The sequence below is a fragment of the Micromonospora sp. NPDC005161 genome, assembly GCF_053599855.1.
Genome location: NZ_JBSFYQ010000016.1, coordinates 99,442 through 119,260, shown reverse-complemented (window position 1 = coordinate 119,260; position 19,819 = coordinate 99,442). Strand labels below are relative to the sequence as shown.

Here is a 19,819-nt window from a genome sequence, read left to right as displayed (position 1 = left end):
CACCCGCCCACCGACAACCCGGGGATGACCGATGCATGACCGCAAGCCCGTCGAGAGCTGGCTGACCGACATGGACGGCGTGCTCGTGCACGAGGGCCAGCCGGTGCCTGGCGCGCCGGAGTTCATCAACCGGCTGCGCTCGTCTGGCAAGCCGTTCCTGGTGCTGACCAACAACTCGATCTACACCCCGCGCGACCTGACCGCCCGGCTGAGCCGGATGGGGCTGGACGTGCCGGAGGAGTCGATCTGGTCCTCCGCGCTGGCCACCGGCCAGTTCCTCGCCGACCAGCGGCCGGGCGGCACCGCGTACGTGATCGGGGAGGCGGGGCTGACCACGGCGTTGCACGCGGTCGGTTACGTGCTCAGCGACTTCGCCCCGGATTACGTGGTGCTCGGTGAGACCCGCACCTACAGCTTCGAGGCGATCACCAAGGCGGTCCGGTTGATCAACGACGGGGCTCGGTTCATCTGCACCAACCCCGATGTCACCGGTCCGTCGGTGGAGGGCGCGCTGCCCGCCGCCGGCTCGGTCGCCGCCATGATCTCCAAGGCGACCGGGGTGGAGCCGTACTTCGTCGGCAAGCCGAACCCGATGATGATGCGCTCGGCGCTGAACACCATCAACGCGCACTCCGAGAGTACCGCGATGATCGGCGACCGGATGGACACCGACATCCTGTGCGGGCTGGAGGCCGGGCTGGAGACCATCCTGGTGCTCACCGGGATCAGCAGCCGCACCGAGGCGGAGCGTTACCCGTACCGCCCGTCCCGGATCATCAACTCGGTGGCGGACCTGCTCGACGAGGTCTGACCAACCTCGTCAGGGGCGCAGTGGAGCGTTGCAGGCGGCCACCAGCGCCTGCCGGCAGGCCGTGGTGAGCGGGCGGAGCGCGGCGTCGCGCTGCTGCGCCTCGTAGTTGTTGATCGCGCCACCGGGCGCGGCGTGCCCGGCCAGCGCGAGCACCCGGTCGAGCACCGCGGCGCGGGCGAAGAGTCGGCGGGCCCGGGGGTCGAAGCCGGGCGGCAGGTCGGTGGCGCCGTCCGGGCGGCGCAGCGCGGCCAGCGCCCCGGCCAGCTCGGGCCGCCACTGGGCGACGTCCAGGCGGGTCAGCGCGGCGGTCGTCTCGGCGAGCGCGGCAGCCAGTTCGGCCTCGGCCTCGGCGGCGCCGGGCAGCGACAGCGACGCGGCGGGCGCGTTGGCCGGCAGCGGGTAGACCCGCCAGAGCACCGTCTCGAAACAGTCTCCCGAGCCGGAGGTGTGCAGCCGGACCTGCGGGATCAACCCGAGCCCACCGGCCACCACCGCCTCGCCCGCGTCCAGCGCCGCGCCGGCGAAGTCGCCGGGGCCGGGCAGCCCCCGGGGGTCGCCCGGCGCGGGCAGCACCAGACGGATCTCGTCCGGGGAGAGCTTGGCCAGGGTGGGCAGCGCGGCGCCCAGCGGGACGTCGGTCCAGGTGCCGGGGGCGTCCGCCACGAGGTGCTCCTCGTCGCCGGCGATGGCGTCGGCGACCTCGTCGTACGGCACCAACCCGGCGCGCCACGCGCGCACCCAGGCGACGAACCGGCTCGACCGGCGCGGCGTGAGTGTGGCCGCGCCCGCTGTGGGGGTGGACATGCCGAAAGGGTACGTGGTCAGCGGTGGCCCTGTCTCGACTGCCGCTCCGGCCGCCCTGCCTGCCCCGAACTGCCCCCTTCGCCCCACTCGCGGCCCACCCACTGCTCAGGTCGATCATGGAGCCGTGGTGGGCGGTCCCTGCTGATTCGTGCCGTTTCGCGGGGCACCACAACTCCATGATCGATGCAGCCGAGGGTGGGGGTGCAGGGCTCGGCGGTGTGTCGGGATGGTGGCCGGGGGTGGCGGGGTTAGCGTGATCGACATGGCGGGGCGATACGGCGAGGACGTGTTGGCGGGCGACTGGCGGCGGCGGAAGGTCACCCCCGAGGTGGACGCCGAGCCGGATCTCGTGGTGGAGGACGCCGACTCCGGGTTCTGCGGGGCGGTGGTGGGCTTCGAGGCCGGCGCGGTGGTGCTGGAGGACCGGCACGGCCGGCGACGCAACTTCCCCCTGCTACCGGCGGCGTTCCTGCTCGACGGCAGCCCGGTCACGCTGCGCCGTCCGGCCCGCGCGCCGGTGCCGGCGGCCCGCCGGCGCACCGCGTCCGGCTCGGTGGCGGTGGACAACGTCCGCGCCCAGGTGGCCAGGGCCAGCCGGATCTGGGTGGAGGGCATTCACGACGCGGCGCTGGTCGAGCGGATCTGGGGCGACGACCTGCGGATCGAGGGCGTGGTCGTGGAACCGCTGGACGGCATCGACGCCCTGGACGCCGAGGTGCGCGACTTCGCCTCCGGCCCGACCCGCCGACTCGGCGTACTCGTCGACCACCTGGTGCCGGGCAGCAAGGAGAGCCGGATCGTGGCCCGGGTGACCTCGCCGTACGTGCTGGTGACCGGGCATCCGTACGTGGACGTCTGGCAGGCGGTCAAGCCCGCGGCGCTGGGCATCGCGGCGTGGCCGGTGGTACCGCCGGGGCGGCCGTGGAAGGAGGGGGTCTGCGCGGCCCTCGGGGTGGCCGAGCCGGCCGACATGTGGCGGCGCATCCTGTCCCGGGTGAACACCTTCGCCGACGTGGAGACCCCCCTGATCAACGCCATGGAACGCCTCATCGACTTCGTCGCCGACCCAGCCTGACCGATCCGCGCCGCATCGCGCCCACCCTGAACACCAGGCGTGGGTCAGGGCTCCTGGTCGGGGGTGCGGGTGTGGACGAAGGTGGCGATGTCCAGGGCGACCGCCCGGCCCTGCTCGTCCCGGCACACGGTGAGGATCTCGCCGTCCTGCCCGCCCGCGCGGCCTCGCCAGCGGTCCGGTCCCTCCGCGACGAAGCGCAGGTCCGGCGCGCCGACCGGGCCCGCCAGCAGCTCGCCGGCGGCGTCCACGGTCACCTCGATCTCGCTGCCCATCCACCACCAGCGGCCGGTCAGCTCGGCGAGCTCGGCGGGCGGTGCGGCTGCGGCTGGCCGCCACGGGGTGACCGGCGTCGGGTCGGCGTCCAGCACCAGCGTGAGCAGCTGCCGGCCGAGTGCCCCGAGGTGCCCGGTGCGCAGGCCGTACGAGTTGGCGAAGCCCACCACGGCGGTGCGGGTGGGCCGGTGGACGGCCAGCGAGGCGATGTAGCCGGGCATCGAGCCGCCGTGCCCGACGTACACCCGGTCGCCCTCCCGGAAGAGTTCCAGCCCGAGGCCGTGCCCGTGGTTCCAGGACTCCAGGTCGCTGATCACCACGGGGGAGCACATCTCGGTCAGCGTGTCGGCGGCCAGCACCTTCGGGTCCGGGTCGGCCAGGAACGCCGCCCACCGGCCCAGGTCCTCGATCGTCGACCAGAGCTGCCCGGCCGGGGCCATCGCTCCGGTGTCGGTACGGGGCTCCTCGCGCAGCGTGTCGTGCCACGGGTGGACGACGTAGCCACGGGCGAACGGTTCGGTGGCCGCGTAGGTGGTGCGGCGCATCCCCAGCGGGGCGAGGACCCGCTCGCTGAGCAGGTCCGCCCAGGGAGTGCCGGTGAGCCGTTCGAGCACCCCGCCGAGCAGCCCGTACGCCAGGTTGGAGTAGTGGTATGTGGCGTGCGGCGGGTACGCGATCTTGTCGGCGGTCAGCCCGGCGAGCAGGGTGGTCAGGTCGGCGCCCGCGGTCCGCTCCCACCAGTCGCCCTCGGGTTCACGCTGGATGCCGCTGGCGTGCCCGAGCAGCTGGCGCAGGGTGAGCGTGCCGACGCCGGTGCCCGGCAGGTGCCGCTCCAGCGGGTCGTCCACGGCCAGCCGGCCGGCGTCGCGCAACTGCATGATCAGGGTGGCGGTCATCGTCTTGCTGATCGAGCCCAGCCGGTACTGCAGGTCGATGTCCGGGCGGGGATGCTCGCCGGCGACGGCCAGGTGCGCCAGCGTGCCGTCGCGGACCACGCCCAGCACCAGCGACGGGGCGCGGCCGTCGGCCTGCGCCTGGGCCACCTGGGCGTCGACCTGTCGGGCGGTCTCGGGCAGCAGGGTCAACGGGAACTCCTCGCTCGTCGGCTCGGCCGGATCGCCATTTCTGGGGTGTTTCGGCGGGCCAGGTGGGTTCCGCCGAGCCTACTGATCATCACGGGTCGGCCGCGCGTGCATTTGCGTGTCACGATCGTGGTGTGGACGCCGTGGTGTGGATCGTGTTGGGTGTGCTGCTGGTTGTCGCCGAGGTCTTCACGACGACGCTTTTTCTGATCATGTTCGGGGTCGGCGCGTTCGCCGCCGCGGGCGCGGCCGCTCTCGGCGCGCCGGTGGCGGTGCAGGCGTTGGTGTTCGCGGTGGTGTCGGCGCTGAGTCTGGTGGTGGTCCGCCCGGTCATCCGGCGGCACCAGCGCTCGGCACTGGACAGCGGCGAGCAGGCCTTCGGCGTGGAGGCGATCGAGGGCTCCATGGCGTCGGTGCTGGAGCGGGTGGACGCCGAGCGCGGCCTCGTCAAGATTGACGGGGAGCTGTGGAGCGCCCGGTCGTACGACACGACGCAGACGTACGAGCCTGGTGAACGGGTGCGAGTGATAAAGGTCCGGGGCGCGACCGCCCTGGTCTGGCAGGACGACGTTTCTTCCGCCGGCGAGCTGCCGGAAGCGAGAGGGTGAACGGGATGACGGCCATAGGCGTACTGCTGATCGCAGTGGCGTTGATCGCTGTGGTGACGCTGGCAAAGGCGGTGCGGATCGTGCCGCAGCAGCGCCAGGACGTGGTGGAACGGCTCGGAAAGTACAAGCGCACGCTCAGCCCCGGCCTCAACCTGCTGGTGCCGTTCATCGACGCGGTACGCACGAAGGTCGACATGCGGGAGCAGGTCGTCAGCTTCCCGCCGCAGCCGGTGATCACCTCGGACAACCTGGTGGTCTCGATCGACACGGTCCTCTACTTCAAGGTGGTCGACTCGGTCCGGGCGACGTACGAGATCTCCAGCTTCCTGCAGGCCATCGAGCAGCTCACCGTCACCACGCTGCGTAACGTGATCGGCTCGCTGGACCTGGAGCGCGCGCTGACCAGCCGCGACGAGATCAACCGGCACCTCTCGGGCGTGCTGGACGAGACCACCGGCCGCTGGGGCATCAAGGTGACCCGGGTGGAGATCAAGGCGATCGAGCCGCCGGCCAGCATCCGCGACTCCATGGAGAAGCAGATGCGCGCCGAGCGGGACCGTCGCGCGGCGATCCTCACCGCCGAGGGGCACAAGCAGTCGCAGATCCTCACCGCCGAGGGTGAGAAGCAGTCCGCGGTGCTGCGGGCCGACGGTGACCGGCAGGCGCGGATCCTGCAGGCCGAGGGTCAGGCGAAGGCGATCCGGACGGTCTTCGACGCGATCCACCAGGCGAACCCGAGCCAGAAGGTGCTCGCCTACCAGTACCTGCAGGCCCTGCCGCAGATCGCCCAGGGCAGCGCCAACAAGGTCTGGATCATCCCGGCCGAGCTGACCAAGGCACTGGAGGGGATGGGTGGCGCGCTCGGCGGGCTGAGCCAGATGGTGGGGGACCTACCCGCGCCGGAGGCGGCCGACCACGCGAGCCAGGTCGAGCGCGAGGCCGCGCAGGCCGCGCAGGCCGCGGCGGACGCCGCCCAGCAGATCCATGACGAGGTACGCGTCGCCGAGGCGCAGGCCACCGGTGGCAGCAAGCAGCAGGGGCTGCCCGCGCCGGAGCCGGTCTCGCCGGCCAGTCTGGTCAGCGACCAGACCGACCAGCGCGAGCGCGAGTGATCGAGTTGGCCGGCCGTCCGGCCGGATAAATGCGAGAAAGACTCATGGGGCGCTCCGACGCCTGCCACGATCGGTCCTAGGACGGGTGGTGACCAGGCAATCGGGGCGCCCCGGCGCGTCCCGCACCGCTCGTGGACGAGCGAGGTGACGCATGAAGGATCCGGCGAATCGGATGTGGTCCTCGGAGCCGGTGCCCGGCGCGCACGACCCGGCCGGCCCGCTGGGCTCCCGGGCCAGCGGTGGCGGGTTCGGCGTACTGCCCTTCGTCGGCGAGCCGACCCCGGCCGGGCCGGCAACGAACGCCAGTTGGGCCTGGTCGGTGCGCCGGTTCGCGCGGGCGGCGGTGTGGCTGCTGCCCGCGTACGCCATCCTCTACGGCGCGGTGGCGATGGCCAGCGACGGCGGGGTGGGCAACGACCCGTATCCGGCCGACGGCCAGGCGGCGTACCTCATCGGCTGGGTGGCCGCGGTCTGGCTCGGCCTGCTCGCGCTGCTGGCCCTCACCGGGCTGCTGGCCGCGACCCGCAGCCGCCGGGTGGCCACCGCCGGGCTGCTGGTCAGCATCGCCGGCACCGTGCTGATGCTGCCCTTCGCCGGGCTCGCCGAGCAGACACCGGTCTTCGGCGTCACCGCGCGTTCGCTGGTCCTGGTCGGCGCTACCTTCTACAGCGTGGGCTGGGTCCTCACCGGGTGGGCGGTGGCCCGTTCGGGCACGTTCAGCCTCGGCGACGGGGTCATGCTGATCATCGCCGCGCCGCTGCTCGGCCTGGGTGGCGCCCTGATCGGCTCGTTGCAGACGTTCGGCGCGATCTTCGTGCTGATCGCCGGCATCGGCATCGGCTACCGCTCCGGCCGCCTGATGCCCCGCGAAACGGCCCGCGACGCCGCCAGCGCCAGCCTCTCCACCCCCTGACCCACCCCGCTCCACCCACCCACCCACCCCGACCCGGTGATCAAGAGGTTGGCGTCAAAAAGGGCCTCCTGGTTGACGCAAACCTCTTGATCACCGGTGCCAGGGGAGCGCGGGTGGGTGGGCGTGGGTGGGAGTTGGCTGGTGGGGGGCCGTGAAGTTGCTGACAATCCCGGGTTGAGGGTGGTCGGTTGGCGGCTTTCGTGGCAATCCTGGGGAGCATGGCCGCCTCTCGCTCGCCGCTGTCGCGGCTGTTCACCGTGCTGCTCGCCGGCTTGCTGGCCGGGCTCGCCCTGGCAGTCGCCGCGTTGCCGGGCAACCTGCTGCTCGGGTTCGCCACCCGCTCCGCGATCGGGACGTACGCCGCGTTGCCCGACGCGCTGCGCACCCCGGCCACCCCGCAGCGCTCCTACCTCTACGCCAATGACGGCAAGACGCTGATCACGACGTTCTACGACGTGAACCGCACCGATGTGCCGCTGTCGGAGATCGCCCCGGTGATGCGGCAGGCGATCGTGGCGGCTGAGGACCGGAGGTTCTACGAGCACGGCGGCGCCGACCTGCGGGGCCTGGCCCGCGCGCTGGTGGCGAACGTCAAGGGCGGCGGCACCGAGCAGGGCGGCTCGACCCTGACCATGCAGTACGTCCGTAACGTGCTCAAGACCGACCCCACCCGCACCGCCGAGGAGCGCGCCGCCGCCACCGATCCCACCATCGGCCGCAAGATCCAGGAGATCCGGTACGCGGGCGCGCTGGAGCAGAGCCTCGGCAAGGACGAGATCCTCAACCGGTACCTGAACATCGCCTACTTCGGCTCCGGCGCGTACGGGATCGCGGCGGCCAGCCAGAAGTACTTCGGCAAGCCGCCGGCGCAGTTGACCCTCGCCGAGTCGGCACTGCTCGCCGGTCTGGTGCAGTCCCCGGACGCGTACAGCCCGATCGACGGGGACAAGGACGAGGCGCTGGCCCGCCGGTCGTACGTGCTGGACTCGATGGCCGAAACCGGGGCGATCACCGCAGCGCAGGCCGCGCAGGCCAAGGCCGAGCCGCTGACCCTGCACCCCACGCAGCAGCCCAACGGTTGCACCGCCGTGGCCCAGGGCCACGACGACTGGGGCTACTTCTGCGACTACCTGCGCCGGTGGTGGGTGACCCAGCCGGCGTTCGGGGCCACCGTGCCGGAGCGCGAGCAGGCTCTGCGCGCGGGCGGCTACACCGTGGTCACGTCCCTGGACCCGCAGGTCCAGGCAACCGCGCAGCAGCAGGCCACCAAGGTCTACGGGTACGACAACAAGCGCGCCCTGCCGATCGCGGCCGTGCAGCCGGGCACCGGTCAGGTGCTGGCGATGGCGGTCAACCGGCACTACAGCCTCGCCGACAACCCGAACGGGCAGGCCAACTTCCCGAACACCGTCAACCCGCTGATCTCCGGCGGTGCCAGCGTCAACGGGTACCAGGCCGGTTCGACGTTCAAGCTGTTCACCATGCTCGCGGCGCTGGAGTCGGGCCGTACCCTCTCCACCGGCTTCGACGCGCCCGCCAAGCTACCCACCCGGTACGCCGCCGAGGGCCCCGGGAGCTGTGACGGCCATTGGTGCCCGGCCAACGCCAACCCGGACTGGATGGACGGGTACCGGATGATGTGGGACGGCTTCGGCCGCTCGGTGAACACCTACTTCGTCTGGCTGGCCGAGCAGGTCGGCCAGGACAAGGTGGTGGAGATGGCGCAGCGGCTCGGCATCACCTTCCGCGCCGGCCCGGACGCCGACTTCGCCAAGAACGATGCCGCCAACTGGGGTTCGTTCACCCTCGGCGTGGCCGCCACCACCCCGCTGGACCTGGCCAACGCGTACGCCACGGTGGCCGCCGAGGGCACCTACTGCACGCCGGTGCCGGTGGTCTCGGTGACCGCCGCGAACGGCGACAAGGTGCCGGTCGGGCAGCCGTCCTGCAAGCGCGTGCTCGACGCCGACGTGGCCCGTGCCGCGACCGACGCCGCCCGCTGCCCGGTCGGGCAGCAGTCGCCGTACGGGCAGTGCAACGGCGGTACGGCCACCGGCGTGAACGACATCCTCGACGGCCGCCCGGTGGCCGGCAAGACCGGCAGCTCGGAGCAGAACGCCACCGAGACGTTCGTCGGTTTCACCCCGCAGGTCGCGGTCGCCGGCATCGCCGCCAACCCGGACGACACGACCGACTCGGTGGGTTCCGCCGTGCAGGCCAAGGTGATCGACGCGGTCGCCCGGGTCATCGCCACCGCCGTCAAGGGCCAGCCGGAGAAGGCGTTCGTCGCGCCGAGCCGCGAGCTGGCCGGCGAACCCCGCCGCCCGGTCGAGCGGGCTCCCGTCGTCCCCGACCGCAGGTCCGACCAGGACGACCCGCGGTCGCTGCTCCAACGCTGGCTCGACCGTCGCGGCTGACCGCACCCCCGGCGGGGGTCGGTCAGCGGAAGCGCGGGTCGGCCCAGTCGACGAAGCGGGCGAAGAGCGCGTGCGGACGCGGCGTGTCGTAGGGGTTGAGCGTGTACAGGTCACGGGTGGCGTGAGCGAAGACGCCCGTCAGCAGGATGTAGAGCGGTACCCGGTCCGCCTCGTGCCGGGCCCGCAGCAGCAGCCGGGCCACCGCGCACGGCCACGGGTCACCGCACCCGGCGCACACCCAGAGCGGCTTCAACGGCCGGTGCGGCTCCAGCCACGCCGGTAGCTCACCCACCGCCGTCGGCCGGCACCGATCCGGGGGTACGCGGGCCGCCGCGTCGCGTGTGCCAGCGCCGTCGTTCAGTTCTGCTGCGTTCACCATGTCTCCTTCTGCCCAGGGGGAGCGGCGCCGGGGCGTACCGGGGGAATGGCTGCCGACCCGGCGCCGCGTGCTTCACAGTCTGCTGACCAGGCCACTACGCTCGGAAGCTTCCGCAGTGGGGCGGGGAGCATCGGACCGGCACCCGAGAGTGCCCGGGAACCGGCCCGGCCCGCCGTAGAGGAGGTGGAGAGCCGGTGAGCGTGTCCGCGTCGGAGTTCCTGGTTCGCGAGCTGCGCCGGCAGCGCACCCTGGCCGGGCTCACCCAGGACGAGCTGGGCGAGCGGGCGCACTTCTCCGGCAAGCAGGTCAGCGCGGTCGAGTTGGGCACCCGCCCGCCTCGCGAGGACTATCTCGCCGCCGTCGACCGGGCACTGGACACCGGCGGGCTCTTCGTGCGGCTCTGGGCCGATCTGGTGAAGGACGACGCCGCCGCGCCGGTCTGGCTGCGCGAATGGATCGAGTTCGAACGCGAAGCCGTCCTGCTCCGCTGGTACGAGCCGCTGTATGTCCCGGGGCTCCTGCAGACGCAGGACTACGCGAGGGCCACATTGGCCGGCGGGCGGTTCACCGTCGAGGAAATCGATCGGGCCGTCGCCTCGCGCCTCGACCGGCAGGCGATCTTGACGCGGGAGAAGCCACCGCAACTCGTGGCCGTGGTCGACGAGGCGGTGATCCATCGGCCGGTCGACCGACCTGGGTTGATGGCCGCCCAACTTGCCAGACTCGTGGAGCTGGCGGAACTGGACCACGTGCAGTTGCAGGTCGTGCCAGCCGAGACGGGAATGTATCTGGGCATGGCTGGCCAGTTCATCATCGCCGAGCTGCCGGACGGCGATCGGGTCGCGCACGCCGACAATCAGCTCACCGCGCAGATCGTGGAGCAGGCCGCGGACGTTGCTAGGCTGTCGGGCACCTGGGAGATCGTGCGGAACGAGGCACTCTCCCGGCGACAGTCACTCGACTTGATCAAGGAAGTGGCGAAGACATGGACCTGGCGGGTGCCCACTGGCGCAAGTCGAGCCGGTCCGGCGGCAATGGCGGCTCCTGTGTGGAGGTAGCGGACAACCTGCCGGGGGTGGTGCTGGTCCGGGACACGAAGGACCGCTCGGGCGGCACCCTCGCCTTCGCGCCGGCCGCCTGGCGGGCCTTCGTCGGCTTCGCCCGCCAACGCTGACCTCGCCGGCCGGCGGTCAGCCCTGCCGGCGACGTGGGCGGTAGCTCGCGATGGTGGCGGGCAGGCCGCGGCGGATGATCCCGGCCCAGTCGGTGTCCCCGCGCAGCACTGCGGCTGCGGTCTTGCGCGCCTGCTCGGCGGTGAAGTGCGGTGGCAGCATCAGCTCGGCCGGGTCGACCAGCGCGTTGATCACCACGGGACGGTCGGCCGCGAGGGCTCGCTCCCAGACGCCGGGCACATCGGCGGGGGAGTCGACCAGCTCGCCGTGCAACCCGAGCACCTGTGCCCACTGGTGGTAGCCGATGTCCGGCAGCTGCTGGCTGTCCGGGAACATCGGCGTCCCCTCACTTGAGCGCTGCTCCCAACTGACGAACGCCAGGTCCCGGTTGTTGAGCACCAGCACCACGAACCGCGGGTCGGCCCAGCTCCGCCAGTACTTGGCCACGGTGATCAGCTCGTTGACCCCGTTCATCTGCATCGCCCCGTCGCCGATGAGCGCGACGAGGGGTCGGTCCGGGTGGGCGAACTTGGCGCTCAGCGCGTACGGCATGGCGCCGCCCATGGACAGCAGCGTGCCGGAGAGGCTGGCCAGCATCCCGGGGCGGACCTGCACGTGTCGGGCGTACCAGGCGGTGGCGGTGCCGCAGTCCACGGCGAGCATGGCATTGTCAGGTAGCCGCTCGCTGAGCGTGCTGAACAGCAGCTGCGGGTTGACCGGGTCGGCGTCCTGCTCGGCCAGGTCGCGCTGCACCCGGCGCCACGCCGAGGTGGCCTCGGTGATCTCCGTCCGCCATTCGGTCGGCCCGGGACCGGGGCCCAGCTCGCGCAGCAGCGCCCGCAGGGTGGGAGCGGCGTCGCCGGTCAGGTTGACCTCGGTCGGATACCGCAGCCCGAGCTGGGTGCCGTCCAGGTCGATCTGCACCCCGCGGGCCTGCCCGGGTGGCGGATAGAACTCCGAGTACGGCATGTTGCTGCCCACGATCAGCAGGCGGTCGCAGCGACTCATCATCTGCCAGCTCGGCCGGGTGCCGAGCAGCCCGATCGCGCCGGTCACCCACGGCTCCCGGTGGTCGACGGCGGTGAAGCCGAGCAGCGCGGTGGCCACCCCGGCGCCGAGCCGCTGGGCGATCTCGCGGACCTCGTCCTTCGCGCCGAGGGCGCCCTGCCCCACCAGCATCGCCACCCGTTCCCCGCCGCGCAGCACCTCGGCCGCCCGGCGCAGGTCCGCCTCGGGCGGCACGGTCGGCGTGCTGCTCGGCACGTTGCTGGTCTGGTAGTAGCCGTGCGCGTGCGGCGGGTCCGGGACGGCCGGCTTGTCCTGGAGGTCCGCGGGAAGCACCAGGGCGGTGACCGTACGCCGGGCCAGCGCCGTGCGGCACGCCCGGTCGACGAGGTGACGGACCTGCGCCGGGTGGTCGAGTTGGGCCAGGAACGCCGCGGCCACGTCCTTGTAGAGGGCGAGCAGGTCGACCTCCTGGTAGTAGCCGCCGCCCTCGGCTGTGACCACGGTGTGCCCGACCAGGGCGATGACCGGCTGGTGGTCGAGCTTGGCGTCGTACAGGCCGTTGAGCAGGTGGATGGCTCCCGGACCGCTGGTCACCAACGCGCAGCCCAGCGGCCCGCCGCCGTACTTGACGTGCGCCGACGCGGCGAAGCCGGCGGTCTCCTCGTGCCGCACCTGGACGAACTGGGCCCGCTCGTTGGTGCGTTGCAGGGCGGAGGTGAGGCCGTTGATGCCGTCGCCGGGATAGCCGAAGTAGCGGTGCACTCCCCAGCTGAAGAGGCGGGCGACGATGTGGTCCGCGACGGTCGGCTGCTTGGGCATGGTGCCTGCTTCGCCCGGCGCGGCGTGATCTGGGCTCACCTGGCTGGTCCTTCCCGTCGGGTCCGGTACGTCGCACGCCATTCCCCTTCCTTTACGGACAAAACACCCTCAACGCCGTGGGCTCGACCGGCTTCGCAGTGCTCGGCCGGGCGTCCGGCAGAATCGTCGGGTGCCCGTCCACCAGATCACCGACCCCGACGACGACCGGATCGCCGACTACCGCGCGCTCACCGACGTCGAGCTGCGCACCCGTTGGGAGCCACCGCACGGCCTGTTCATCGCCGAGGGGGAGCTGGTGCTGCGCCGGGCGCTGCGCGCCGGCTACCCCGCCCGGTCGTACCTGATCGACGCCAAGCGCACCGACCAGCTCGCCGACCTGGACACCGGCGACGCGCCGGTCTACGCGGCGACGCAGGACGTGCTGGAACGGGCCACCGGTTTCCACGTACACCGGGGGGTGCTGGCGTCGTTCCACCGCCGGCCGCTGCCGACCGCCGCCGAGGTGCTCGCCACCGCGCGCCGGGTGGTGATCCTGGAGGACGTCAACAACCACACCAACCTCGGCGCGATCTTCCGGGCGGTGGCGGCCCTCGGGGTGGACGCGGTGCTGCTCTCGCCGAGTTGCGCCGACCCGCTCTACCGGCGCAGCGTCCGGGTCAGCATGGGGGAGGTCTTCGCCGTCCCGTACGCGAAGCTGGATCCGTGGCCGGACGCGCTCGCCGAGGTCCGGGCGGCCGGTTTCACCGTGCTGGCCATGACCCCGGCGCCGGACGCGGTGCCGATCCAGCGCCTCGACGCCACCCAGCGGGCCCGCTCGGCGCTGCTGCTCGGCGCCGAGGGCGCCGGCCTGACCCGGGCCGCCATGGACGCCGCCGACGTCCGGGTGGTCATCCCGATGCGCCGTGGCGTCGACTCACTCAACGTGGCCGCCGCCACCGCCGTGGCCTGCTGGGAGTTGAGCCGCGACGACCCGTGGTGAGGGCGCGGACGCCCTTGTCAGCTGATTGGACGCGGAGCAGATCCGACCGGTGACCCGGCCCGTCGGCGGCGGCATGTCGAGTTCCGGTGTCACGGACGGTAGCGTGGCGGCCGTGTTCCCTACCGTCCGTGAGGTCCTCGCCCTCGACCCGGTCCGCCACGGCGCGCCGCGCGTGGTGGCCGGGGACGCCGGGCTGGACCGGCCGGTCCGCTGGGTGCACGTCGCCGAGGTGCCGGACATCGCCACCCTGCTCGGCGGCGGCGAACTCGTGCTCACCACCGGCATCGGGCTGCCCGGTGACGACGCGGGGCTGCGCGCGTTCATCGGCGACCTGGCCGACGTCGGCGTCTCCGGGCTCGTCGTCGAGCTGGGCCGCCGGTACGTCAGCGGGGTGCCCCGGGTGATGGCCGCCGCCGCCGAACGGCGCGGCCTGCCCCTGGTGGAGCTGCGCCGGGCCACCCCGTTTGTACGGATCACCGAGGCCGTGCACGCGCTGATCGTCGACGCGCAGCTCACCGAGCTGCGCGCCACCGAGGAGATCCACCAGCGGTTCACCGACCTCTCGGTCGAGGGCGCGGACGCCGCCGAGGTGATCCGGCAGGCCGCCGAGCTGTCCGGTTGCCCGGTGGTGTTGGAGAACCTGTCCCGGCAGGTGCTGGGGTACGACCCGGCGGGCGAGAGCGCCGAGCTGCTGCTGGACGGCTGGGAGCAGCACTCCCGGCGGATCCGGCCGGCCGGGCGGACCGCGTACGACCCCGACAGCGGCTGGCTGGTGACGGTCGTCGGCGCCCGGGGGCAGGACTGGGGACGGCTGCTGCTGCGCTGGCCGGCCGGCGGGGAACTGCCCAGCCGTCGAGGCACCGACCCGGTGGAGCCCGACGCACGACCCGGCAGCGGCCCGCCGACCCGGCTCACCATCCTGATCGAGCGGGCCGCGTCCACCCTCGCGCTGGGCCGGCTGATCCGCCGCGACGCCGAGGGGCTGGAACGACAGATTCACCGCACCCTGCTGACCGCGTTGCTCGACCACTCCCGGCCGGTGGATGAGGTGGCATTGCGGGCGAAGGCGCTCGGCGTGGTGCTCGAACGCCGGCACCTGGTCGGCGTGATGGTCCGCCACCGGGCCGACGACCCGGCCGGCGAGGGTGGCCCGGAAGCCGGCCTTGCCCGGCTGCGGGACCTGTCCGAGGCGGTCGGCCAGGCGTTGCGGGAGGCGAAGCTGACCGCGCTGACCAGCGCTGTCGACGACCACTCGGTGGGCGCGCTGCTGGCCCTGCCGGACCCGGCCGCCGAGGACCGCGCGCTGTCCGCGTTCGCCGCCGCGCTGCGCCGGGTACGCCTCGACGCCGGCACGGTCCGGACCGCGTCCGGCGCCGACGGGTCCCGGACGGTTTCCGTTGCCGACCCGTCCCGGGCTGCCGGCGGTGCTCCCGGCGGGGTGATCGTGGCGGCCGGGTCCGGGGTGGGCAACCTGCGGGAAGCCCGACGGTCACTGGTCGAGGCGCGCCAGATCGCCGAGGCGGCCCGCCGGGACCGGCGTGACCTGCCGATCTTCCGGCTGCCGCACGTCGGACTGGCCGGCCTGCTGCACCTGCTGCGCGACGAGCCCCGGTTGCAGACGTTCGTGGAGCGCGAGCTCGGGGCACTGCTGGAGTACGACGCCCGGCACCCCCGGGAGCGGCTGCTCGACACCCTGCGCGCGTACCTGGAGCAGGGGCGCAACAAGTCCGCCGGTGCCGCCGCAGCCCACCTGTCCCGGCCGGCCTTCTACGAGCGCCTGGCCCGCATCGCCCGGATCCTCGACGTCGACCTCGACTCCGTCGAAGCCTCCCTCTCCCTACACGTCGCCCTACTGGCCCTGGACGCGGTCCGCACCCCCTGACCCACCCGGCCCGGGGCGGGTCAGGTGAGGGCTGTCAGGGCCTTGGCGTAGGTGGGGGGGATGTGGTTGGGGCCGCCGGGGGTGAAGACGTCCGAGGTGGCCACCGCTGACCAGGCGGTGGCTGGGACGGCGTCGACCAGGGCGCGGATCACCGGAGCGTCGCGCCACTGGTCCTGCTCGGCGAGCAGGCCCAGAGCCACCACCGACTCCTCGACCTCGCCCACGCACTCGAACGGCTTGTGCCCGTCCACGCCCAGCAGCTCCCGGTAGCCGGGGATCTGCTCGGGGTCGGCGAGCAGGTCGCCGCCGAAGATGTGGGTGACCCGCTCCCGCGGCATGAACGGCGCCATGGCCAGGAAGACGAACCGGCACTTCGGGCAGTTGCGGCACCAGCGTTCGCTCGCGTCGCGCAGCTTGAACGCGGCGTTGCAGCTGGTCACCACGTCGTCGTACCGGGTGAACTCGGCGAACAGTCGGGCGATGTGCAGCTCGGACAGCGAGCGCAGCAGCGAGAAGTACGGCTCGGTCAGGCCGGCGTGCTCGGCCAGCGCGCCGCGCAGCAGCCCCTCCGCCTCGACGCCCTTGGACCACTGGTGATTGATCTCGTGACCGTTCCAGACCAGGTTCGGGTCGGACGCCGAGCGCTCGTTGGACATCACCACCGGGCCCAGCCCGTGCAGCACCGCGGTCGCCACGGCGATCAGCGAGTTGATCGCGGTGACCGGGATGTGGCCGTTCAGCGCGCCGGCCGCGTTCAGGTCGAACAGCACCGGGTCGATCCGCCGCCGGGCAGCGAGGGGGGTCAGCCCGGACGCCTCGTTGACCGAGACGATCACGTGGTTCGGGTTGACCGAGAACGGCACCGGGTCCAGCTCGGCCCGGCGTAGCGCCTCCAGGCTGACGATGGAGTCCTTGCCGCCGCCGACCGCGGAGAGGGGACGACGGTCGGAGTCGTCGTACACGCGCGGCGACTCCGGCGAACCCGCTGGCACCTCCGGCCGCAGCTCCAGCACGTGCGGCAGCTGGTTGCGGTACGCGTACTCCGCGAGGCCCCTGGTGTAGACGGCGGTGACGTAGTCGACGGTGGCCGCGCCCAGCGGCGCCGGCAGCACCAGCCGGGGCGGCGCGGCGGCCTTGTAGTAACTGACCCCGGCGACCAGGTGCAGCACTTCCAGCACCCGGCCGAGGGTGGCCACCGTCTCGTCCGACGGCGGCTCCGCCGGCAGCGGAAGGGTGATGACCTCGGTGAACCGCTGCTCGCCGGCCGGGCCGGTCAGGGCGTAGTCGAACAACATCTCGCCGGTGGCGAAGTCGATCGAGTAGGACGGGAAGGTGAAGGCGTCCATCCGCCGGAGCTGCTCGTTGGGCACACGCCATACTAGGCCCTGGTTCGTCCGGCCGTGTCCGGCTGCGCCGGACCGAGCCCCGCCCACCGCCGCCGCGACCACCGAGGAGAGCCCCGTGCGCCTGTCTGACCTGCGCGGACGTACCGTCGCCGTCTGGGGTACCGGCCGCGAGGGCCGGGCCGCGGTGACCGCGATCGCCGCGCACGGCCCGGCCGACCTGGTCGCCGTCGACGACAGCGCCAACTTCCTCTCGCTGCCGTGGGACGGCCCGCTGGCCGAGGCGGCCCCGCTGGTCACCGGCGAGGCGGGCTTCGAGCGGCTGGCCGCCGCCGACGTGGTGGTCCGCTCGCCAGGCGTGCCGCAGACCCACCCGTGGCTGGTCGAGCTGCGCAGGCGCGGCGTCACCGTGACCCAGGGCACCGCGCTGTGGATGGCCGACCACGCCCCGCGCACCGTCGGGGTCACCGGCAGCAAGGGCAAGAGCACCACCTCCAGCCTGATCAGCCACCTGCTCACGGCGACGGGCCGACCGAACGTCTTCGGCGGCAACATCGGCGTGCCCACCCTCGACCTGCCGGAGGCCGAGCTGTACGTGCTGGAGCTGTCCAGCTACCAGTGCAGTGACCTCACCGACTCGCCCCGGGTGGCCGTGGTCACCGCGCTCTTCCCCGAGCACCTGGACGCGCACGGCGGGGAGCGGGAGTACTACCGGGACAAGCTCAACCTGCTCGCCCACGGCCCGGAGACGATCGTGGTGAACGGCGCCGACCCCCGGCTCGCCGCGGAGCTCGGTGATCGCCCGGTGGTCCGTGCCGGTCGCCCCGACATCACCAACGTGGCCACCGGCGCGGACGGCACGCCCTGGTTCCACCTCGGCGACCAGCCGCTCTTCCCGCGCGCCGTGCTGCCCCTGGTCGGCCGGCACAACGAGGGCAACCTGTGCGTCGCGCTCGCCGTGCTCGACGCGCTCGGCGTGGACGTGGTGGCCGAGAAGGACACGCTCGCCGTCGCGGTCGCCGGGTTCCAGGGGCTGGCCCACCGGCTCACCGAGATCACCGACCCGTCCGGGCTGACGTTCGTCGACGACACCCTGGCCACCAGCCCGTACGCGGCCATGCACGCCATCGACGCGTACGACGGCCGGCCGTTGACCGTGATCGTCGGGGGCACCGACCGGGGTCTGGACTACACGCCGCTGGCCGAGCACCTGGCGGAGCGGGAGTTGACCGTGATCGGCATCCCGGACAGCGGTACCCGGATCGTGGCGGCGCTCGCCAACCTTCCCAAGGTGCGTACCGAGCTGGTCGACGACCTGGTGGACGCGGTGCGGCTGTCCAGGGAGCTGACCCCGGCCGGTGGGGTGGTCCTGCTGTCCCCGGCGGCGCCGAGCTACGGCCAGTTCCGCAACTTCGAGCACCGCTCCGAGGTCTTCGCCCAGGCCGTCGCCGACACCGCCGGGGCCTGACATCGCGCCCGGCCGGGGTCAGAGCGGGTCGGGCCGGTCGTGCAGGGCGCGCATCGAGCGGATCGCCGAGCGGATCTCCTGCAGGTAGCGCCCCGGCGTGAGTGTCTGCTCGGGCAACACGGCCAGGTCGGCCAGCGTCGGGTCCACCCCGACGGTGTCGATGCCGCAGCCGTACGGCACGGCCAGGGTGCGTAGCGCGTCGCAGTGCTGGAACGGCACGTAGATCGGCGCGGTGACCATCAGCACCTCGTCGCCCGGGGCGAGCTGGACGTGCGCCGCCCAGAACCGCTGTGTGTCGGCGGTGTGCGCGCGCCGCCGGTGCGGTTCGCTGGACGGCGCGGCGAGCACCCGCACCGGCGGCAGGCCGACCGGTCGGTAGGTCCGCGACGACCAGGAGTGGTGCGGGTGCCCGGCGTCGACACCGTCCTGCTCGGCCGGGGCGGCCGCCCCGAACACCCGCCGGACCGCCGTGTCCAGCACGTCCACCTCGGTGTCGTCGGCGGGCAGGCCCGCATCGGCCAGCGTCCGGCGTTCCCAGTCGGACAGCGGCCGGAAGCTGCCGAGCACGGCGACCTCGCCGTCCACCCGCAGGCCGGAGCGCAGCAGGTGGGCGGCGTACCCGACCCGGCGTACGCAGGCGTGCGCCAGGCCGCCGAGCACCACCAGGTGGGCGTACGCCGACCGGGCCGGCGCCACCGGCCGGATCAGGCCGAGCGCCGCCGCCGACGCGAGCACCAGCTCGATGGTGCCGGGGTCGAGGTCCGGCTCCCGGGCGTCGGGCCGTTCCCGGCCGCCGCGGAAGTCCCAGTGTCGAGCGGAGAACTCGTCCAGGAACCGGAGCACGTCGGCGAGGTCGCCGTCCGGCCAGCTGCCCCCGAAGTGCTCGACCAGTCGGCGTATCGGGTCCGCGGAGACCCACTCGGCGATGCCGGCGGCCGGTTCGCCCGGCGCCCCGGTCGGCAGCGGTACGGGCAGCTCAGGCACCGCCGGATCGTACCGGGCCAGCGGGGCGGCCTCGTTGTCGTCCCGTCGTACCCTGACGGCAGCCGGCGCCCGGGAGGTACCTCGATGGCCGATCTGCTCCACCGACCCCGCAACGACCGGGTCGGGCCGGCGGGTGGCTTCGTCCGGCTGCTGGCGCACACCGGCCCGGTCGCGCTGGTCGGCATCCTGCGCCGCAGGAGACCGAGCCGCAGGTGGAGGCGGGGCGACGCCTGCCGGCGCCGGTGAAGCTGCTGGTGATCCTGGTCGGCGCGACGCTCACCGGGCAGCTCGGCGAGCTGCTGCGCGCGATGGTGGTGACCTTCCCGTACTCCGGGGTGCTGGTGGCCGTCGAGAGCCGTCGCGACCTGGTGGCGTTCACCCGGCACTTCGCCCGCGACAGCCTGGCGCTGGTCGGCTTCCTGGCGGCGTACCACTGGTGGCAGGACACCTCGCCGGCCACCGCCCTGGCGGCCGGCTGGGTGGCCTTCGCGCTGATGGCCGGGGCGCTGCACGCGGTCTCGCGGGTCGGCGCGGTCGGTCACCGCGCGGGCGCCACCGCCGGCTGACGTCTGGCCCGCCGCCCGAGGCTGACGCACTGTCAGGAGCGGGCGCGCGCTGCGCTACACAGTGGCAGTTGTCCACACCGGCCGCCGGTGGGAGCGTGCGGTATCCACGAATGCCGCTGAAGGG

Annotated in this window: 19 protein-coding genes; 13 read left to right on the top strand and 6 right to left on the bottom strand. The window is 73.0% G+C overall.

Features of this window, described 5'->3' with window-relative positions:
• The first annotated feature begins 31 nt into the window (after positions 1 to 31).
• Positions 32 to 811: an HAD-IIA family hydrolase gene (locus tag ACWD5O_RS17770; RefSeq protein ID WP_354967507.1), complete on the top strand. Its 780-nt coding sequence runs from the start codon at positions 32 to 34 to the stop codon at positions 809 to 811.
• A 9-nt stretch (positions 812 to 820) separates the two neighbouring features.
• Here the strand turns inward: ACWD5O_RS17770 and ACWD5O_RS17765 are convergent, their stop codons facing one another.
• Positions 821 to 1,615 (bottom strand): hypothetical protein, encoded by a 795-nt coding sequence (locus ACWD5O_RS17765; RefSeq protein ID WP_354967508.1) that lies wholly within the window; start codon positions 1,613 to 1,615, stop codon positions 821 to 823.
• Between the two features lie 262 nt (positions 1,616 to 1,877).
• Here ACWD5O_RS17765 and ACWD5O_RS17760 point away from each other — a divergent pair, with 262 nt between their 5' ends.
• Entirely contained in the window at positions 1,878 to 2,690 is an 813-nt protein-coding gene (locus ACWD5O_RS17760; RefSeq protein WP_450085965.1) for a DUF3097 domain-containing protein, read from the top strand.
• 44 nt (positions 2,691 to 2,734) lie between these two features.
• On the opposite strand, the gene ACWD5O_RS17755 is transcribed toward ACWD5O_RS17760, so the two are convergent.
• A complete protein-coding gene (locus ACWD5O_RS17755; RefSeq protein ID WP_450085964.1) occupies positions 2,735 to 4,048 on the bottom strand; it encodes a serine hydrolase domain-containing protein in 1,314 nt (437 codons plus the stop codon).
• Between the two features lie 131 nt (positions 4,049 to 4,179).
• Here ACWD5O_RS17755 and ACWD5O_RS17750 point away from each other — a divergent pair, with 131 nt between their 5' ends.
• From ACWD5O_RS17750 to ACWD5O_RS17735, 4 genes are all read left to right on the top strand, one after another.
• A complete protein-coding gene (locus ACWD5O_RS17750; protein WP_354967511.1) occupies positions 4,180 to 4,653 on the top strand; it encodes an NfeD family protein in 474 nt (157 codons plus the stop codon).
• A gap of 5 nt (positions 4,654 to 4,658) precedes the next feature.
• A complete protein-coding gene (locus ACWD5O_RS17745) occupies positions 4,659 to 5,765 on the top strand; it encodes an SPFH domain-containing protein (protein ID WP_450085963.1) in 1,107 nt (368 codons plus the stop codon).
• A 151-nt stretch (positions 5,766 to 5,916) separates the two neighbouring features.
• On the top strand, positions 5,917 to 6,678 hold the full coding sequence (locus ACWD5O_RS17740) for a hypothetical protein (RefSeq protein WP_354967513.1): 762 nt from the start codon (positions 5,917 to 5,919) through the stop codon (positions 6,676 to 6,678).
• A gap of 218 nt (positions 6,679 to 6,896) precedes the next feature.
• The gene (locus ACWD5O_RS17735; protein WP_450085962.1) at positions 6,897 to 9,095 is read left to right on the top strand and encodes a transglycosylase domain-containing protein; all 2,199 of its coding nucleotides are present in this window, start codon (positions 6,897 to 6,899) and stop codon (positions 9,093 to 9,095) included.
• Positions 9,096 to 9,117: 22 nt separating this feature from the next.
• Here ACWD5O_RS17735 and ACWD5O_RS17730 read toward each other — a convergent pair whose 3' ends face one another.
• Positions 9,118 to 9,471, bottom strand: coding sequence for a hypothetical protein (locus tag ACWD5O_RS17730; protein ID WP_450085961.1), 354 nt, complete (start codon positions 9,469 to 9,471; stop codon positions 9,118 to 9,120).
• A gap of 197 nt (positions 9,472 to 9,668) precedes the next feature.
• On the opposite strand from ACWD5O_RS17730, the gene ACWD5O_RS17725 reads away from it, so the two are divergent.
• Both ACWD5O_RS17725 and ACWD5O_RS17720 read left to right on the top strand, forming a co-directional pair.
• On the top strand, positions 9,669 to 10,532 hold the full coding sequence (locus tag ACWD5O_RS17725) for a helix-turn-helix domain-containing protein (RefSeq protein WP_450085960.1): 864 nt from the start codon (positions 9,669 to 9,671) through the stop codon (positions 10,530 to 10,532).
• Entirely contained in the window at positions 10,460 to 10,648 is a 189-nt protein-coding gene (locus tag ACWD5O_RS17720) for a DUF397 domain-containing protein (protein ID WP_450085959.1), read from the top strand. The genes ACWD5O_RS17725 and ACWD5O_RS17720 overlap by 73 nt, the downstream gene beginning before the upstream one ends.
• Before the next feature lie 16 nt (positions 10,649 to 10,664).
• Here the strand turns inward: ACWD5O_RS17720 and ACWD5O_RS17715 are convergent, their stop codons facing one another.
• Positions 10,665 to 12,473, bottom strand: a complete 1,809-nt coding sequence (locus ACWD5O_RS17715; protein WP_450085958.1) for a thiamine pyrophosphate-requiring protein — start codon at positions 12,471 to 12,473, stop codon at positions 10,665 to 10,667.
• A gap of 79 nt (positions 12,474 to 12,552) precedes the next feature.
• Between ACWD5O_RS17715 and ACWD5O_RS17710 the strand changes: the two genes are divergently transcribed.
• Complete coding sequence (locus tag ACWD5O_RS17710) at positions 12,553 to 13,452, top strand: TrmH family RNA methyltransferase (protein ID WP_450085985.1); 900 nt, start codon at positions 12,553 to 12,555, stop codon at positions 13,450 to 13,452.
• Between the two features lie 112 nt (positions 13,453 to 13,564).
• On the top strand, positions 13,565 to 15,334 hold the full coding sequence (locus tag ACWD5O_RS17705; protein WP_450085957.1) for a PucR family transcriptional regulator: 1,770 nt from the start codon (positions 13,565 to 13,567) through the stop codon (positions 15,332 to 15,334).
• 20 nt (positions 15,335 to 15,354) lie between these two features.
• Here the strand turns inward: ACWD5O_RS17705 and ACWD5O_RS17700 are convergent, their stop codons facing one another.
• A complete protein-coding gene (locus ACWD5O_RS17700) occupies positions 15,355 to 16,704 on the bottom strand; it encodes a hypothetical protein (protein ID WP_450085956.1) in 1,350 nt (449 codons plus the stop codon).
• Between the two features lie 91 nt (positions 16,705 to 16,795).
• Here ACWD5O_RS17700 and murD point away from each other — a divergent pair, with 91 nt between their 5' ends.
• On the top strand, positions 16,796 to 18,145 hold the full coding sequence (murD, locus tag ACWD5O_RS17695) for a UDP-N-acetylmuramoyl-L-alanine--D-glutamate ligase (protein WP_450085955.1): 1,350 nt from the start codon (positions 16,796 to 16,798) through the stop codon (positions 18,143 to 18,145).
• 18 nt (positions 18,146 to 18,163) lie between these two features.
• Here the strand turns inward: murD and ACWD5O_RS17690 are convergent, their stop codons facing one another.
• Entirely contained in the window at positions 18,164 to 19,129 is a 966-nt protein-coding gene (locus ACWD5O_RS17690) for a hypothetical protein (RefSeq protein ID WP_450085954.1), read from the bottom strand.
• An 84-nt stretch (positions 19,130 to 19,213) separates the two neighbouring features.
• Here ACWD5O_RS17690 and ACWD5O_RS17685 point away from each other — a divergent pair, with 84 nt between their 5' ends.
• Complete coding sequence (locus ACWD5O_RS17685; RefSeq protein WP_450085953.1) at positions 19,214 to 19,375, top strand: hypothetical protein; 162 nt, start codon at positions 19,214 to 19,216, stop codon at positions 19,373 to 19,375.
• Complete coding sequence (locus tag ACWD5O_RS17680; RefSeq protein WP_450085952.1) at positions 19,372 to 19,695, top strand: hypothetical protein; 324 nt, start codon at positions 19,372 to 19,374, stop codon at positions 19,693 to 19,695. Before ACWD5O_RS17685 ends, ACWD5O_RS17680 begins: the two co-directional genes overlap by 4 nt.
• Positions 19,696 to 19,819: the final 124 nt, after the last annotated feature.